Here is a 15,662-nt window from a genome sequence, read left to right on the forward strand (position 1 = left end):
AGTATTACTCACTCTCTTTACCCAGACTCTTTATCCAATTCGTGATGTCTTTTAAACACTCCTGTGCATAACTTATCTTAATCTTACCGTCCTTATCCCTATTGACTATAGTGAAGTATCTACCCATACCGGCATGGGATATCATCTCATATTCTGAGATCTCACAATCTATTTTACTTTCCCCAATAGGTACATTTTCTAACCAATCTAGTACCCTGCTGTTTCCCAATCTTATTAAGTAATCAAGAATATACTCACCGTCATCCTTAAGCCCAGCTAATCTCTTCAATATTTCTAATTCCCTTTTAATCAGAGACCTAGCTGGCTCATTATATACATCTATTAGCTTTAGTAAATCGTCTAAAGTGTACTCACCGGTCTCCGATTTAACCTTGTAAGCTTCGATAAAGTGATATCCCATAAAGTAATAGGGAGCTGTATTGTATGCTCTGACCCCAGAACTGACAAGATATTCCTTTTCCTGCTCCTTCTTGGAAACAGTAATACTCTCTTCTATTTTTTGCATAAAGTCCTCAGGTTTAGTCAATTCTTCTACACCGTTCAAAAGATACAATAATGCCAATGGAAACCCCAACTGTAAAGCTCTCCCTATAGCGAATAACTCCGATTTGCTTAAAGTTGGCATTCCCTTAGCTAACTTTATCTCCTGTAATGTCAAATAGTCAGATATATCGATATTCCTTATCGTTGATTTCTTTAGAGTAATTATTTTATTAGCGAAGTCAGTAGAGAACTCAATTAGAGGAATATCAGCTTTTCTTTTTGTTATATAATAATCTTGAATAGCTAGTTTAGCCGCGTCTGACGTGTAATAAGTGAGGTAAGATGTTGTTTCACTTAAATCCAGCATCACAGTGTCGGGATTGTATCTAGTCAATGCATTATAAACCGAATAGTATACTGAGAAATTGAAATTACCTAAACTGTTATCATGAATATGCATAAAACCATCAGCGTCAATAGTTCCAGATGAAGGGATTACCTCAACATCAATCCCCTGAAATCTCTTTAGAACCTCCTCTTGTATACGCTTCTTAAGATCTACATATGTATCCGGTAAGTCTTGAGTTTTCAGATATGCAGATAAAAATGAGGGAAGTAAAACTAACATGTCTACTTGTTCCTCTGATTCCCTTAGGAATTTGAGCTCAGCTAGTGATGGTTTGCTCTCAACAACTTCACGTTCTGTCTCCTCTCCTCTCTCATTAATTATCTCGTATTTATTTTCTCTATTATTCAAATTTGTCCATATTGAAATTAGTAATATCTTCATCTGTTTAATATCTTACTTCTCGTTATTAACTTTTATGATAATAGTGAGGTAGAAACACTCTAAAAAAATAGCAATAAGGAGAGACTATGAATTTTTTCATCATTAACTTTTTTACCTTTAAACTCTATAATTATATTATGTCAACTGAAGAGGAAAAAAGAGATTTAGAGAGAGCTGAGGAGTATGAACATATTACCGCAAGAGCTACTGTAATAGGAAAAAATAAGATAGAATTAAGCACGGGTCTTATAATAGCAGCAAGGTATGCAGATAAGTTAAGGAGGGTCGCTCTCGTAGCATTCAGTAGAGTTGCCCCTAAAGAGGTAATTGTAAGGGATGTAGCTGAACTTAACAAGAAACTTTATGACATGATAGCAAAGGAAATGAAACTTAACAAGCTATCTGTGATAAGAATACTAGTTGATGCTGAATATAACGAAAAGGACAACAAACTTGAATTCGATAACATTAGGGTAATTAGATATCTCTCTCAAGAGGAATGTGGTAACCAGTTAAAGCAATTGAATGAAAAAATCAAAGATCTCGAAAAAGAACTCCAAACATATAAGGAAAAAATTAAGAAAATTGAACAACTATTATCTTCTGGTTAACAAAAAATCTTAATCTATTTTTGTTAGCCTTTTACTAAGCCTATAACAAATCCTATTATGAACAATATAGAATTATATGGCAGATAATTTATTATTCTTGATACATATTGCTCAGCCTGCGTTGCATACACACCCATACTTTGAAGACCAGAAACTACTGTATGGGGTGAAACTACTCCGATGGCTATTAGTATAACTATTATAGCTAGCACTATTATGCCGATCTTTATTACATTTTTTATCAGATAGCCTACTAGAAAACCCAGCACAAATGCTACTATAGCCGTTACTATTTCAGTATAAGGAATACCTGCTATTGCCATTAATAGAATATAATAAAGGAGAAGTTTATATGATTAACCGTAATAAGAAAATTCAATAGAAAATTTTTAGGTACCACATTTTTCTTAAAAAATAGAAATATATGGTTTATTTTCTTATGTCGTTACGGATTATACTTACAAAATAAAGAATGAAATATACTCCTAATAAAATACTATTAATTAGAGCTTAAACTATCTGTTAACTTGAATATTACTAAAAATTATGAAACAAGAAGTCAGCTTTATATGATTAACCCATAATTAAATCATATGAAAGTTGTAAAATATGTGCTAACAGCAAAAATTGATTATGATGGAAAAGAAATAGAGATAAAAAGATCTTTTAGACATAGAAAGAATATATTTGAATTTCTTAAGAATGCTGATTCTAATTTAAAGGGAGCACTGAGTGAGTATGCTAAGCAGAATAAGGTTAAAAGCACAGACTTACCCCTTAATGAGTTCATCACCTGTGGCGAGGTTGAAGAAGAACAAGGTATTATGAGAGCTGAATGCAAAGGTAAAGAAAAAGTTAGTATGAAGATTGAAGTACAGACACAGAAAATAAAGAAGAAGAAAAAGGAGGAAAGTAAGGAAGAAAAGAAGGGACAGAAGAAGGAGGAAAAGCAAGAAGAAAGTAAAAGTTAGATACTTTAGTTTAGATACTTTGCATTCTTTCCTCTAACTCTTTCTTTATCTGAGAGGCTAACGTCTCTAGATCTCTCTCCAGTTTCTCGTAAAGTCTCTCTCCATCTACCCAATATATATAACTTGGTCTTCCCTTCTTTTTCTCTTCTCCTGCTTCCTCTTTCTCTCTTAAAATTAACCCTTTATCATACAGGTTATTAAGTGATTTATTTATAGATGCCTTACTGACCTTCAATACATCTGCAATTTCATCACTACTCATCCTTCTCTTTTGTGAGATAAGAACCTGTAATACATCAATATCACTTTTAGGCAAACCGTAGATAAATGATATTAGGTCACCCATGGTTACTTCTTTTCCACCTGGGAAAGACACTTTCATCTCTTTGCTCATAAGCAATATAAAGTTATTAAAAATAAAAAAACTTTACCTTCGATTTTTATAAAACTATACGTCAATTAATTAAATCGGCTTACGTTAATAATAGAGATAATTGAAACGAAGAGAAAAACTTTAAATAATATGGATAGCCTATCCTACTACACATGAAAACATCAAGTTTAGTCTCAATCCTTTTAATTATAGTTATTTTGGTTGGGATTTCTTTAACACTAATACATATTAACAACACAAACCAAACACAAAAATCAGGCAGTACTAACACAACAACTAACATTGAAAAGCCGCGAATAGTTAGTTTAGCACCATCAGATACTCAGATACTAGTCTCACTAGGTTTAGGAAAGGATATAGTAGGAATGGACATATATTCTTATCAGTTACTCCAGACCTTGAATATGACTTCAATGATCCCCTCTAATGTAACCGTGATATCCTCTGTTATTAACCTAAATATAACAGGAATTATAGCATTACAGCCTACTGTCGTTGTTTTAGAGTACGGATTAAGTGGAAGCTATATCCCTCAACTGGAGAATGCAGGTTTGAAAGTACTTGTGACAAACAGTGACTATGCCTCGAACTTGGAAAACGTAATGAATACCATTTCTCAAATAGCAACTTTCTTCAATGTTACAACTCAAGCAAATCAGTTAATTAAGTGGATGAACGAAAACATAGTGAGCTACCCACAAACAAATGTGTCTGTTGCATATTTTGACTGGATAGATAGCGATGGAACGGCTTACAGCATAGGTAATAACGTGTTTATTAATGATTTAATAAACAGAGCCGGTGGATTCAACTCATTTTTTAACTTTACAGGATATATTACAGTTACACCATCTCAAGTTTTACTTGCTAATCCACATGTAATAGTCGCACAGGAAATTTACAATTATTCCTATACCATTTACTTAATACACAAATATTTTAACGACACATATGCTGTCAAAAATAATCAAGTATACGTCATAACCGGTCTGGCTACTGATGTTATTGACGAGCCATCCATCTTATCTGTTTATGCTATTCCCTTATTTCATGATATAATAACTGGTGTACCTGTACCACACTACATTAACACCAACTGGTTTATGATTAAATTAAATATAACGTTGCCAATTTTTGACCAAAATTAAACGAAAAACTTAATAAAAATTATAATATTTTTTCACACGTCCCACCTCTCTCTTATGAATGAGCCATCTACATAAAAAATCAGTATTAACTTGACTTACGTAGTGCTCAAGTACTATTTCGCATAATATGTTGAAAACTTACATTACATGGTTTATTAGCCTCAAGAGAAAACCGCTGAACTTAATAAAATGAGAAAATTTTATTATATGGATAAGCTATCCACATTATTGTGAAATCTACTAAATCAACGTATTTAAAGATCTTATTATTACTCATACTTCCTTTTACATCCCTTCTATTGTCACTGATATATGGAGACGTATATATTCCTCCTCATGAAATTCTACATCCCTCAAAGATTTACGGGGTAATACTTTATGATATTAGATTACCCACTATAATAACGGCAGTCCTTATAGGAATAATCTTATCAGTATCTGGAAGTATAATGCAACATCTTTTACGAAATCCCTTGATAGATCCTTATATAGCGGGGACATCGTCTGGAGGAGCATTCGGGGCAATATTAAGTTATTTCCTTTTGGGATTTAATTTACCTTTATCAGTAATGATATATTTCCAACCACTAGTAGCATTCTTCTTCTCATTTCTAGCCACAATAATAACTGTTCTAATGGGAAAAAGTAGAGGAGTATACGGGCTCATAATTGCAGGTGTAGTAGTATCATATATCTTCTCATCTGCCTATTCTATATTACTAGTATTACTTCAGGAAAAATACCCACAGATACCTCCAATCATTTTTTGGTTGATGGGGCAGATTACAGTTGTAGGCTGGTCACTAATTCCAGCCCTTACTACACTTACCCTAGTCCTTTTAATTTTAGCTTATAAAATGTCAAGAGCCTTAGATCTAGTATCGATAAGCGACGAAATAAGTTACACACATAGTATAAGACCAAATAGATTTAGAATATTTTGGCTAGGTTTGATTAGCTTTGTTGTTTCCTTCACTATACCCATAGCTGGAGTCATAGGGTTCATTGGAATTTTGGTTCCACATTTGGTTAGATTAAGTGTTGGAGGCGATATGAAAACATTACTCGTATACTCAAGTGGAGTAGGAATAACTGTTATGTTATTAAGCAACATAATTGCTAATGGAATGTTAGGAACTATAATCCCTTTAACCCCTATTCTCGCAGTAATCGCATCACCCTTTCTCATACTTTTCCTGGTGAGAAAAAATGATAGTGAAGGGGCTTAAAGTTAAGTTAGGTAAGAAAATTGTTCTCGATAACGTAAATATTGAGCTAAAACCAGGTATTACTGCAATATTAGGACCCAACGGGTCTGGCAAAACTACTCTGTTAAAGACAATAATCGGTATGATTGAACCAACTGAAGGCAAAGTAATAGTTAACGAGAATTTGTCATATTCTCCCGCAGAATTCTATACGGTAAATATGAAAACGATTGATGTTATCCTGGCTGGACGAAAGAAAGGGGAATACCAAAAATACATTGAACTATTTAACATAGCGGATCTTATGGAAAATGACTTTCAAAATTTAAGCTCTGGTCAAAAGAGACTGATCCTAATAGTAAAGGCTTTAGGCGAAGGAGACGTGGTAATAATGGATGAACCCTTTGCCAACTTAGATATGAAAAACAGGATAATTGTATTAGATGCCTTATTGAAATTGAAGAGTGAGAAGAATTTTATTATTACATCACATGAGCTAGAAGTTGTAAATTACGCAGATGAAATAATCTTGATAAAAAAAGGAAAAGTAGTATATTTAGGAAGTAAGGAGAATATTAGCGACTTGATTCTCTCTGAAGTTTATGATGTGAGAATAAGATCTTTAGTTATAGCTGGAAGGAGATTCTTTTTCCATGAGTAAAGGCTAGTTAAATAATAATTGGTAATTTAAGCTCTTGTCTCTATGTCAGAAATACCATTCTTTACGGAGCAAATAGTATATATTTTGTTTTTGACATAGTATAATATAGGGTAAGCGGTCAATCCGCGATAATATAGTAGGTAAGTGTTATTAGGGAGATCCTATTTCTTCTTATATAATTTTATATGTTAGTGGTTCTTTATGTACAAATGTACACATTTGCATATTTTTTAATATATCACTTTTTTTAGTTAGCAAAAACAAGTAATATTTGGAGTGATACAAAATGGAGACAGTACTTCAAATTCCATATCAAAAGAAAACACAAATTGAAAAACTACTTGAGTTCATATATGGACTCAATGAAAAGGAAGTACAACTAATATTCAGATTACTATACTCTGATACAAAACTAAATATAGAGGAATTAGCTGAGGAATTTAAGGTAAGTAAGGCGCTGATAAGTAAATCCCTAAGTGAATTAGCTAATAAAGGTCTTATAGAGAGAGAAAAAGTATCTAATGAGGGAAGAAAAGGAAGACCAATATATGTTTACTATGTTGATAGGGAACAACTATTTAAGAGAATAAACAGAGATCTTGAAGAACTAGTACAAGCTTCAATAGCGAAGTTAAAAGAGTATATTTTTAAATCTTAAACAGGAGACACTAAGATAACATTATCTCCTCTTATTACTATAGTACCTACTTTTCTTGTACTTCCGTCATTCATTATCTCTTCAGAATTCTCTAAGACTAGGTTCATATGCATATCATAACTTTTTAGAGTACCTCTTACTATTTTTTCTCCTTTCAGTTTAACTAGAACAGTCGAACCCAAAGATTCAGCTAAAACCTTATGAGCTGTTTCTGACACTATTACACCCATTATCATACATGATCTAAGGATATTTAACTTTAATGATATGCCAAACCTCATTAACAGAGTATCGAGAGTTTTAGTTTCAGGCTACAGTAAGACATTTAAAAATGCTGAAATAAACATGGATGAAATAGATCTGAGAACAATCGATAGTAAATTTGTGGAAATCCTTCTTGAAGAGTATTTTGCGGATAATAATTCAGTGATAAATGACTTTTACATTATAAAACTATCAGAAGATATTGAAAAGAAGGTGTTCCGATTTAAGGTATGGCTATCCAGACCCACAGATAATAAGATAGATGGATTTACAGGTTACCTTTTCTTTTATCGAAACAGAGTAAAGATAAAGCTACCTATGATAAAGGAGAAACAAATTGATGATGCTGTAATACTTAAAGCTGTCCAGTTATTCCAGAGAATTTACTTCACTAAACGTGTTTATTACTGACAATGAAGTCCTTTAACCACTGAATAGTCCTCACGTCATTATTATCGTTAAGAAATTTCAGAAGTTTAGTTATAAACTCGTCCCTAGTTGATGACTGTGTAGCTAGACTAATTAACGTTTTTATAACCTCATTTTTATTTATCTTATACTCCATTTCATTTTCTCCAACTTTTACTACGGTTCTATCATTATATAAGACAATTCTATCGTTAATGTAACCTCTCTCATCGATTATGTCATATTCTACACCGTATATCTCCTCAGACAGAAAAGTCCCGTCATCAAAAACCTTTAATTTCTTACCAGAGTAGTTACCTCCTTTTATAACGACTATGCCTAAGGACCTCAAATAGACCTTTACAGCTTGTATGAGCTCCCTTTCACTACACAGTAGTTTCTTCTCGTTTCCTATTAAACGTTTTAGCTCGTCCTCGTAAACTACCTTTCCATATATTAGGTTACTATTGAAAATGATGTCAATTATCCTAAGTGCTTCCTTATCACAATTCATATAATCTAACTCTGATTAGGAATTTATAACATTTCTTTATCCTTACAAAAGAGATTAGAATATAAAAATAGGAATAAAATGAGAGGATGTAAAAAGTTATTTAAATGGAGATTCAAATAATCAGTAAACGCTGGGATGCTGATAAGTGAAGAGAGACCACCGGTCTGAATGTATGATGTTTTAGAACAAAAGATTATTTAGTTGTAGTATAATCATTAGTGTGGATTGTGCAGTAATATTTAGAAGGGATTTGAGATTATTCGATAATACAGCACTTGTAAACGCTGTCTATCACTGTAATAAAATCTATCCCATTTTCATTGTTGATCCTAGACAAATGATAAACAATCCTTATAAATCAGAATTCGCAGCTACTTTCCTCATAAATTCCTTAGTTGAATTGGATAAAGAAGTAAATGGAAACTTAAACGTATATTACGGGTATCCTGAGAATATAGTCTCAAAACTAGATATGGTAAATGCGGTTTTCATCAACGAGGACTACACACCATTCGCCATTCAACGAGACGAGAAAATGAAGGAAAATGCCTTGGATAAAGGAATTAAATTCTTCTCGTATCCAGATGTCTTACTTTCAGCTGAAGAAAAGAAAATTAAAATAGGTAGGAGCTTTACACCATTTTACACTAAGGTAAGAGAACTAGAAGTGCCCAAACCACAATCTGTGGACAAAAGTATAAATGTGGAACGAATAAGCAATAGTTTATCAACAGATTTTCTATTGACTTTCAAAAAAGTTGAGTCACCCTTACTTAAGGGAGGAAGACCTGAAGGTTTGATGCTATTAGATAGGGAGATAGACTACTCCAGAAAGGATTACCCAGCTGAGAAGAACTACTCTATGTTATCACCTCATTTAAAATTTGGTACAGTATCTCCCAGAGAAGTATACCACAAAAAAATATCTGACCAAGCCTTCACTAGACAACTTTACTGGAGAGACTTTTACACATTATTAGCATATCAAAATCCTTACGTATTTGGTCATTCATTCAAAACAGAGTATGACAAGATAAAGTGGGAAAATAGTGAACAATACTTTAATGCGTGGAAGAATGGGATGACGGGTTATCCAATAATAGATGCAGGAATGAGAGCACTAAATACCACAGGTTTCATAAATGGAAGAGTGAGAATGTTGGTTGCGTTCTTCCTTACAAAAGTACTTTTTGTTGACTGGAGACTGGGAGAGAGGTATTTTGCGACAAAATTAGTGGATTATGACCCAGCTGTAAATAATGGGAACTGGCAATGGGTAGCATCAACAGGCACAGATTACATTTTCAGAGTATTTGACCCTTGGAAACAACAGGAAAAATATGACCCAGAAGCTAAGTTCATAAAGGATTATGTAAAGGAGTTAAGAGACTATCCACCATCAGTAATTCATAAAGTATACTTACATAAAATAACAGGTTACCCGTCACCGATTCTGAATTGGCGAGAAAGAGTGGAAATGGTCAAACAAACATACTTTAGCACAAAGGCATGACCACAGAAGAAAAAGTATAAAGAAAAAATTACTACGTTGCCACTGCATTAAAATTATTTTGCACGTTACTAGTCTGGTCATCAGACACTAACTCTTTTAGAATGCTTCGTGTCCTCTCCTCAAGTATTAATGAATCACCTCTTATAATTCGTATAACCTCTAATGTAGGTATCTCCACCACATCAACACCTTGGACATTAATCTTGGTATTAGTTATTATGAACTTCTTCCTTATCTTGTAGATTTTCTTGTCATTTTCAACCTGCTCCACATAAGGTAGCAACGAAATCTCGTCCCCTGATATCTCATTTCCATTAGATAACTTAACAATACCTAGATACCCGTAATCGTCCTTAGCGAAGAATATACCTACAGTTATGTTCTTACCCTTGACCTCGACTCTCTTTCCCCTCTGATGTACATAAGATACTCTAAACTCTTTAGATAGTGACGAGATTGTCTCTCTAAGCATTTTCTCTAGTGTCGTGGAATTCTCCTCTACGTTCTTTAACGTATATGAGGATTGAATACTGTCCTTTATACACTCCACATTTCCTTCACAATCAGTTTCAATCCTTTCTACCTCTGATTTTATGAACTGTAGGATAGAGCTTACGGTGGTTAATTCTCTACCATTCCACATTGCCAAAATTATCGGAAATAACACGTCAGATATTGGCTTGCAATAAGCTTCCACTATCTCTTTAATATCATCAGATGTGAGAGCACTGTCTAAACTTATCCTGCTCTCATCTAGTCTTCTCCTTATGGCTAAATCGGTAACTTTATTGTAAGCATCAGTTGGAATTGCCATTAAAATAGGCACATTTAGACCAGAATTTATCAGTCTATGTATTTTAGATAGATGACCGTCCCTAATCTCATCAACTAAAATTATGACATCCATGACGTTTTTCAAATCATTTACAAACTTCAGTATACCGTCAAAGTCCCTACCGTAGTCTAAACAATATAACCTCAGTAAGAAATCATCCAGTTTACCGCACATGGAGTAAAGGTGATTTTCAAAACTTACTCCAGTTAGCTTCTTCAGGAAGCCGTACTTGTACTTTTTCCTATCCATTTTGCCTATTACAATGTTCTTCACCATGAATGTATCAATCTTGTCCCAGAATTCACTCTCTATATCTCCCTTGCTTGAAAGGTCTAGGAATAATGTGAACTTTTCTTTACTGACAACCTCCTCAACCTTCTTGAGAATGGTTGTCTTCCCCATACCAGGTTGCCCTATAATGGACGCAATATCCTTGTTCTTTATGACTTCTAACGATTTACTCAAATATTGCTTATATGTGGGTCCAGCTAAAATAACATTCTTAGCAGACCAAGTTGTAACTGTAACCTTGGGTATATTACATATCATACTTTTTCACCTCTTCTTTCTTTTCACTATTCCATATACAGCTCCTTTCCTTACGTATCCCTCATTTCCTCCTGCAATTAAATCATAATTAGATTCCACATAAGACCTAAATTTAGAATAAAATTCCTCTTTTGTCAGCCCAAGTTCAACCCTGATATTTTCTAATGACGCATATCCCAGGTTGTCTTTAACCTTATCATAGATCTCGTCAAAAGAACCAACGTTAAGTTTCCACTTCTCACCAACTATTTCCTCAAGTTTCTTTATCTCGTCCTTTATTTCTCTTAATAAACCTATTACAATAGCATTAGAATCAACTTTAACGAGCTCATATGATTTTCCACCGTTAACGTCATACTTCTTTACTAAACCCTCACTCTCCAATTCAGTTAATACTTTCTCTATGTCCTCAGGATCCTCCTTAATTCTTCTTTTTATTTTTGAAAAAGCTATCGGTTTTCCATCATAAAGTTCCTGAAGAACTGAAATAACCACGTCCTTATTAATCATGATTCTAAAAGTTTGACCAGAAGAATTTTAAACCAAAATGCTACATAATACCAATCGCTCTGACGTGCAGTCATCATTGTTCAGTAAAGACCAATTCGCTCACTAGTTACTATAAGAAACTCACGTTTTTAGATTTTATTCACATTAAAACAGAAGTAGGAACACTGGTTAACTCAATAGAAAAATAAATCTCCATAGTGGTATTAACTTAATCAGTAATACAACTAAAACAAACAAAAAAGAGATGTATCCTTTAAATCACAGTCTAAGGTAAAAGTCGGTGAAAATAGATCATGCTTTAATCTTAAAAGGAAACCTTTCTAATCTATAAGCCATATCCCAGAACATATACTCGAAAATTGATGCTAGTCTAAAGTGCTTAAACATCATTTTCTCTTGGCTATCAGTCAATTTAAAAGAATTTATTATATTTAATACGTTCTTAACTCCAACTTCGTACTCTTCTCCTCCATAAGTATCTATCCATCTTTTGTATAATGGATTTGGAGAGCCTTTCTTTGTTAACTCCCTGCCTACTTCCATATAAATCCAATAGCAAGGAAGAACAACAGCCACACCTTCATAGAAGGGTCTTGAATATACAGTAGATAATAAATAAGAAGTATACATAAGGTTAGACGGAGATTGTTCAAAATCTTCAGGATTTATCTTCCAGTTAGTGAAGAAATAATTATGAAGATCCCTTTCCACTTTTATAACATCTGAAACATGTGTAGCAAATAGAACTGATTGCTCTTGAGAGTCTGCTTTAGCCGACAAAACGGCTAGTGCTTTACTGAAATCTTTTAAGTAATGATAGTCCTGAATTATATAATATTTAAACCTTTCTTCTTCTAATTTTCCACTCACTAATCCTGTAATAAAAGGATGTGATAATATTGCAGAATAAACATCAGATATTGACTCCCATAGACGTTCAGAAAGCACGTTATAAAGTTTAATAAAACAGTTATATAAATTTACGTACCGTGTTCATATCGTAAGTTTATATCTTGAAAGCCTTGGTAAACTGAGTAATATGCATTTATCATCAATATTTTAGTGTCTGGGCTAATGTAGAGTTGAGGCAGAGGTGCAGATATATTAACTATTTCCCATTCTCCACTTTTGAGGTTGGTGGAATTCGATATCCAGACAAATCCATTAGGTGGACCTGCTGAATCAACAAGTATTCTGAACAACGGAGTGATTGGACTAGGACCATTATAGCTCACATTCAGGAGCATACTCATTATGTAACCCTGACTGTCATAATCTACCTTTAGTACGTCGATATGAATTGAATTGGAATATGAGAGAAAATTGTAATGGAAAAAGAATGCGAAGCCTAGTATAGCTAGAAGAAACATGGAAATTATTACTGTCTTACTCCCTCTGCCCAGTGAAATACTACTGTTATCGTTATTATTTAGAGTGTTTGTATAGCAGAACATTGGCCAATATATTAGATAATTCCACAGTACCCTGTACAAAAATAGAAAGGCGAAATATGCTATCCCATACCATTTATTTCTAAAGAGAATCAGACCCATTATGACTATCAGAATTGGGGCTACAGTGAAGAACAGTGGGTAAAGATAAAAGATATTGGTAAACGATAACAAATTATAACCATAACCTATCTGTAACAGGGAGCTATCCATAGGCGTTACTACACCTTGAATATAGTAACTAGGATTAATCAGAATGAAATAACCATTAAAGAGGAAAAATATCAACACTGCTGGGATAAGAAATTTCTTTAGATCCTTTCTATATGATATTAAGTAAAATGGCAAAATTACAAGGGGAGTCTGCTTATATGCTATTGATAGACCATAAAATACACCCTTCCATTTTACGTCTTTTACTAGCAAAGATAATAATAGAAAGAACACCCATACGATATCAGTAACTCCTCCTGTTGAATAAAATATGTATGAGGGTATTAGGTAGGCACTTATAAATAAAGCATATTCCTTTTCAGACAGGTAAAAGAATGTAATGATACCTATCAATAGATCAAATGTCAGATAAACGTAGTTTGGAGAAATCTTTAGCAGGACTGCAGGTATAAGAACGAGAAATGATAATGAAGGATAATTCAGGTTAGTCACAAAACCGCCAGTAAGTATGGGAGTTGGATAAGAGAGGTAAATATTTTGATGGTAAAACTGGTAGACATTAGCAGTATTTATAGGATTATAAGGGTTAAGACCATGCAAAAAAAGGTACGCAGAGTAGTAAGATATCATTGAAGAATCCGTACCGAAAAACACTCTTATTTGTAAAAAATAGATCATTGAAGCTAAGAAAAATATTAGGCTAAAGACTTTCAATTTTCTGAAATATATACCTAGACCCAAAATCACATACGTGAACAGAAATAACCATATATTCTGAGTAAGTATGATGTAAAAGATTGGAATTAGTGCCAGTTCGGTGTAAATTATATATGTAAGTATACGCTCATTTACCTCTTTGAAATCTAAGAACAAAACAATTCCAGCCAATGTCACTATTACGAGATCAGCAACAACTGTCCATGTGTTAAGATAAGCGTTTGCGCCCATTATACTGGTCGCAAGGAACAGGAGAAACTGGGAGATGTTAGCATTCAGAGACTCTTTGTACCTTAGTGCCACGGACTTTGGTATCCGTGACTCAAAATAAATTTTTTGGAAATAGAGAATAGATTAAGCATGATCTTTCGTTAAAAATCCCTTTTATAAAGAAACTCTAACAAAAAAAGAAAAGATAAAACATTACAGTACAGTTAAACCACCATCTACAACCACAGCATCTCCGTTTACAAAGTATGCCTCATCTGATGCTAAAAAGACTATTACATTAGCTATATCTTCTGGCTCAGCCAATCTTGAAGAAAGACTCATAAGTTTTGTAAGAGTCCTCATACCTAATTCACTAGGCTTAGAACTACCAAGCCCTATATTTGTCTTAACTGTACCAGGAAGAACAGCTACAGCCCTTATTCCCTGATCACCATAATGCGCAGCAATACTTCTGGTCAAACCTATCAAACCGTGTTTTGCGACTGTGTATGGAGCACCAGCAAAGCCTCCCCTTATACCAGCAATTGATGCAGTATTTATAATAACACCTTTACCCTGCTTGAGCATTATAGGGATTACAGCCCTCGAAGAGTAAAATGCTGAATATAGGTTTACAGCTAAAACCCTCTCCCATAACTCATCACTAACCTCAGCTACAGGAGTAGCTCCGTCCATTATTCCTGCGTTGTTACAAAGTACATCAATCCTAGAATATGTTTCAAAAGTCTTTCTCACAAATTCCTCTACGTCTTTTTTCTTTGAAACGTCAGCCTTTACCCCAAGTACTTCTTTGCCCATGCCCCTTAACTCCTGAACAATCTGATTTAACCTATCCTCTAACAGCTCAACTGCTACAACGATAGAATCGTTAAGAGCAAATTTCTTAGCTATAGCTTTACCTATTCCACTTCCTGCACCAGTTACAATTACAACTTTATTTTTCAAACTCTGATATGACATAGACTACTATGCATTTTGATAGATAATAAACTATACTAGACGCTCGTCTTATAAGTATTTTAGTTTTCCGTTTTCTATCCTAGCGCACTCTGTAAGCCTATGACTAATAGTCTTATTCTTTCCGAGTAAGTGAATAACTTCCACTGATTTGTAGTAGAGCCAATCAGATATTATCTTCCTATGGCAGTTCCACGGAAGGCTTTCAGCACACATTATAGCTACCGTGCTAGTTGAACATAAGTGCAAAAGGTCTTCCAGTGCTTTTTTAGCATCAACTGACTTGAGGATATACGTGGCAAAGGCTCTAAAGGTATCGTCCTTAAAACATCTTCCAATACCCTCGTCTTTGATGTCTTTGCCAACTCCTATACCCTCCTAAACTCTCAAACCAGATATATTGAATACCGTTATCCTCAAGAGTTATGGATAAATTCTCCTTAGTTAAAATGAGGGAAACTCTTATTCCTAGGCCATCTCCTAACATCAATTAAAACCTCTATTTTACAGGCTAAAAGAAGATTTAAGAACTCGCTAATGGTCCTGTTTGAATGCCCTATTGTATATGCTTTGATAGCTGCCATGCGTGGTCAC

The 15,662-nt window shown here is 33.9% G+C and carries 19 protein-coding genes; 8 read left to right on the plus strand and 11 right to left on the minus strand.

Annotation, left to right across the window (positions count from 1 at the left end; genetic code table 11):
• Positions 1 to 4 precede the first annotated feature (4 nt).
• Complete coding sequence (locus SUSAZ_05785) at positions 5 to 1,294, minus strand: hypothetical protein (GenBank protein AHC52515.1); 1,290 nt, start codon at positions 1,292 to 1,294, stop codon at positions 5 to 7.
• Between the two features lie 137 nt (positions 1,295 to 1,431).
• On the opposite strand from SUSAZ_05785, the gene SUSAZ_05790 reads away from it, so the two are divergent.
• Positions 1,432 to 1,905 (plus strand): hypothetical protein, encoded by a 474-nt coding sequence (locus tag SUSAZ_05790; GenBank protein AHC51504.1) that lies wholly within the window; start codon positions 1,432 to 1,434, stop codon positions 1,903 to 1,905.
• A gap of 23 nt (positions 1,906 to 1,928) precedes the next feature.
• On the opposite strand, the gene SUSAZ_05795 is transcribed toward SUSAZ_05790, so the two are convergent.
• Positions 1,929 to 2,228: a hypothetical protein gene (locus SUSAZ_05795; GenBank protein ID AHC51505.1), complete on the minus strand. Its 300-nt coding sequence runs from the start codon at positions 2,226 to 2,228 to the stop codon at positions 1,929 to 1,931.
• Between the two features lie 270 nt (positions 2,229 to 2,498).
• Here SUSAZ_05795 and SUSAZ_05800 point away from each other — a divergent pair, with 270 nt between their 5' ends.
• Positions 2,499 to 2,876, plus strand: coding sequence for a hypothetical protein (locus tag SUSAZ_05800; protein ID AHC51506.1), 378 nt, complete (start codon positions 2,499 to 2,501; stop codon positions 2,874 to 2,876).
• Between the two features lie 10 nt (positions 2,877 to 2,886).
• On the opposite strand, the gene SUSAZ_05805 is transcribed toward SUSAZ_05800, so the two are convergent.
• Complete coding sequence (locus SUSAZ_05805) at positions 2,887 to 3,270, minus strand: TrmB family transcriptional regulator (GenBank protein AHC51507.1); 384 nt, start codon at positions 3,268 to 3,270, stop codon at positions 2,887 to 2,889.
• 152 nt (positions 3,271 to 3,422) lie between these two features.
• Here SUSAZ_05805 and SUSAZ_05810 point away from each other — a divergent pair, with 152 nt between their 5' ends.
• The 4 genes from SUSAZ_05810 to SUSAZ_05825 all read left to right on the plus strand — a co-directional run bounded on the left by SUSAZ_05810 (position 3,423) and on the right by SUSAZ_05825 (position 6,945).
• Positions 3,423 to 4,418, plus strand: a complete 996-nt coding sequence (locus SUSAZ_05810) for an XRE family transcriptional regulator (GenBank protein AHC51508.1) — start codon at positions 3,423 to 3,425, stop codon at positions 4,416 to 4,418.
• A gap of 230 nt (positions 4,419 to 4,648) precedes the next feature.
• Complete coding sequence (locus SUSAZ_05815; protein ID AHC51509.1) at positions 4,649 to 5,647, plus strand: ABC transporter permease; 999 nt, start codon at positions 4,649 to 4,651, stop codon at positions 5,645 to 5,647.
• A complete protein-coding gene (locus SUSAZ_05820) occupies positions 5,628 to 6,287 on the plus strand; it encodes an iron ABC transporter ATP-binding protein (protein AHC51510.1) in 660 nt (219 codons plus the stop codon). Before SUSAZ_05815 ends, SUSAZ_05820 begins: the two co-directional genes overlap by 20 nt.
• 286 nt (positions 6,288 to 6,573) lie before the next feature.
• On the plus strand, positions 6,574 to 6,945 hold the full coding sequence (locus SUSAZ_05825; protein ID AHC51511.1) for a TrmB family transcriptional regulator: 372 nt from the start codon (positions 6,574 to 6,576) through the stop codon (positions 6,943 to 6,945).
• Here the strand turns inward: SUSAZ_05825 and SUSAZ_05830 are convergent.
• Positions 6,942 to 7,163, minus strand: coding sequence for an snRNP Sm (locus SUSAZ_05830; GenBank protein ID AHC51512.1), 222 nt, complete (start codon positions 7,161 to 7,163; stop codon positions 6,942 to 6,944). The two genes, SUSAZ_05825 and SUSAZ_05830, sit on opposite strands and share 4 nt — an antisense overlap.
• Positions 7,164 to 7,290: 127 nt before the next feature.
• Here SUSAZ_05830 and SUSAZ_05835 point away from each other — a divergent pair, with 127 nt between their 5' ends.
• Positions 7,291 to 7,620 (plus strand): hypothetical protein, encoded by a 330-nt coding sequence (locus SUSAZ_05835; GenBank protein ID AHC51513.1) that lies wholly within the window; start codon positions 7,291 to 7,293, stop codon positions 7,618 to 7,620.
• On the opposite strand, the gene SUSAZ_05840 is transcribed toward SUSAZ_05835, so the two are convergent.
• Positions 7,601 to 8,131 (minus strand): hypothetical protein, encoded by a 531-nt coding sequence (locus SUSAZ_05840; protein ID AHC52516.1) that lies wholly within the window; start codon positions 8,129 to 8,131, stop codon positions 7,601 to 7,603. The genes SUSAZ_05835 and SUSAZ_05840 overlap by 20 nt on opposite strands.
• A 220-nt stretch (positions 8,132 to 8,351) precedes the next feature.
• Between SUSAZ_05840 and SUSAZ_05845 the strand changes: the two genes are divergently transcribed.
• Complete coding sequence (locus SUSAZ_05845) at positions 8,352 to 9,644, plus strand: deoxyribodipyrimidine photo-lyase (GenBank protein AHC51514.1); 1,293 nt, start codon at positions 8,352 to 8,354, stop codon at positions 9,642 to 9,644.
• Positions 9,645 to 9,675: 31 nt separating this feature from the next.
• On the opposite strand, the gene SUSAZ_05850 is transcribed toward SUSAZ_05845, so the two are convergent.
• The 6 genes from SUSAZ_05850 to SUSAZ_05880 all read right to left on the minus strand — a co-directional run bounded on the left by SUSAZ_05850 (position 9,676) and on the right by SUSAZ_05880 (position 15,555).
• Positions 9,676 to 11,028, minus strand: coding sequence for an ATPase AAA (locus SUSAZ_05850; GenBank protein ID AHC51515.1), 1,353 nt, complete (start codon positions 11,026 to 11,028; stop codon positions 9,676 to 9,678).
• Positions 11,029 to 11,034: 6 nt separating this feature from the next.
• Positions 11,035 to 11,538, minus strand: a complete 504-nt coding sequence (locus tag SUSAZ_05855) for a hypothetical protein (GenBank protein AHC51516.1) — start codon at positions 11,536 to 11,538, stop codon at positions 11,035 to 11,037.
• A 291-nt stretch (positions 11,539 to 11,829) separates the two neighbouring features.
• Complete coding sequence (locus SUSAZ_05865; GenBank protein ID AHC51517.1) at positions 11,830 to 12,486, minus strand: TenA family transcriptional regulator; 657 nt, start codon at positions 12,484 to 12,486, stop codon at positions 11,830 to 11,832.
• Positions 12,487 to 12,518: 32 nt separating this feature from the next.
• Entirely contained in the window at positions 12,519 to 14,183 is a 1,665-nt protein-coding gene (locus tag SUSAZ_05870; GenBank protein AHC52517.1) for a hypothetical protein, read from the minus strand.
• A 120-nt stretch (positions 14,184 to 14,303) separates the two neighbouring features.
• A complete protein-coding gene (locus tag SUSAZ_05875) occupies positions 14,304 to 15,056 on the minus strand; it encodes a 3-ketoacyl-ACP reductase (protein AHC51518.1) in 753 nt (250 codons plus the stop codon).
• A gap of 334 nt (positions 15,057 to 15,390) precedes the next feature.
• On the minus strand, positions 15,391 to 15,555 hold the full coding sequence (locus SUSAZ_05880; GenBank protein ID AHC52518.1) for a hypothetical protein: 165 nt from the start codon (positions 15,553 to 15,555) through the stop codon (positions 15,391 to 15,393).
• Positions 15,556 to 15,662 lie beyond the last annotated feature (107 nt).

Origin of the sequence: Sulfolobus acidocaldarius SUSAZ, from assembly GCA_000508305.1 — an archaeon.
Taxonomy (GTDB): domain Archaea; phylum Thermoproteota; class Thermoprotei_A; order Sulfolobales; family Sulfolobaceae; genus Sulfolobus; species Sulfolobus acidocaldarius_A.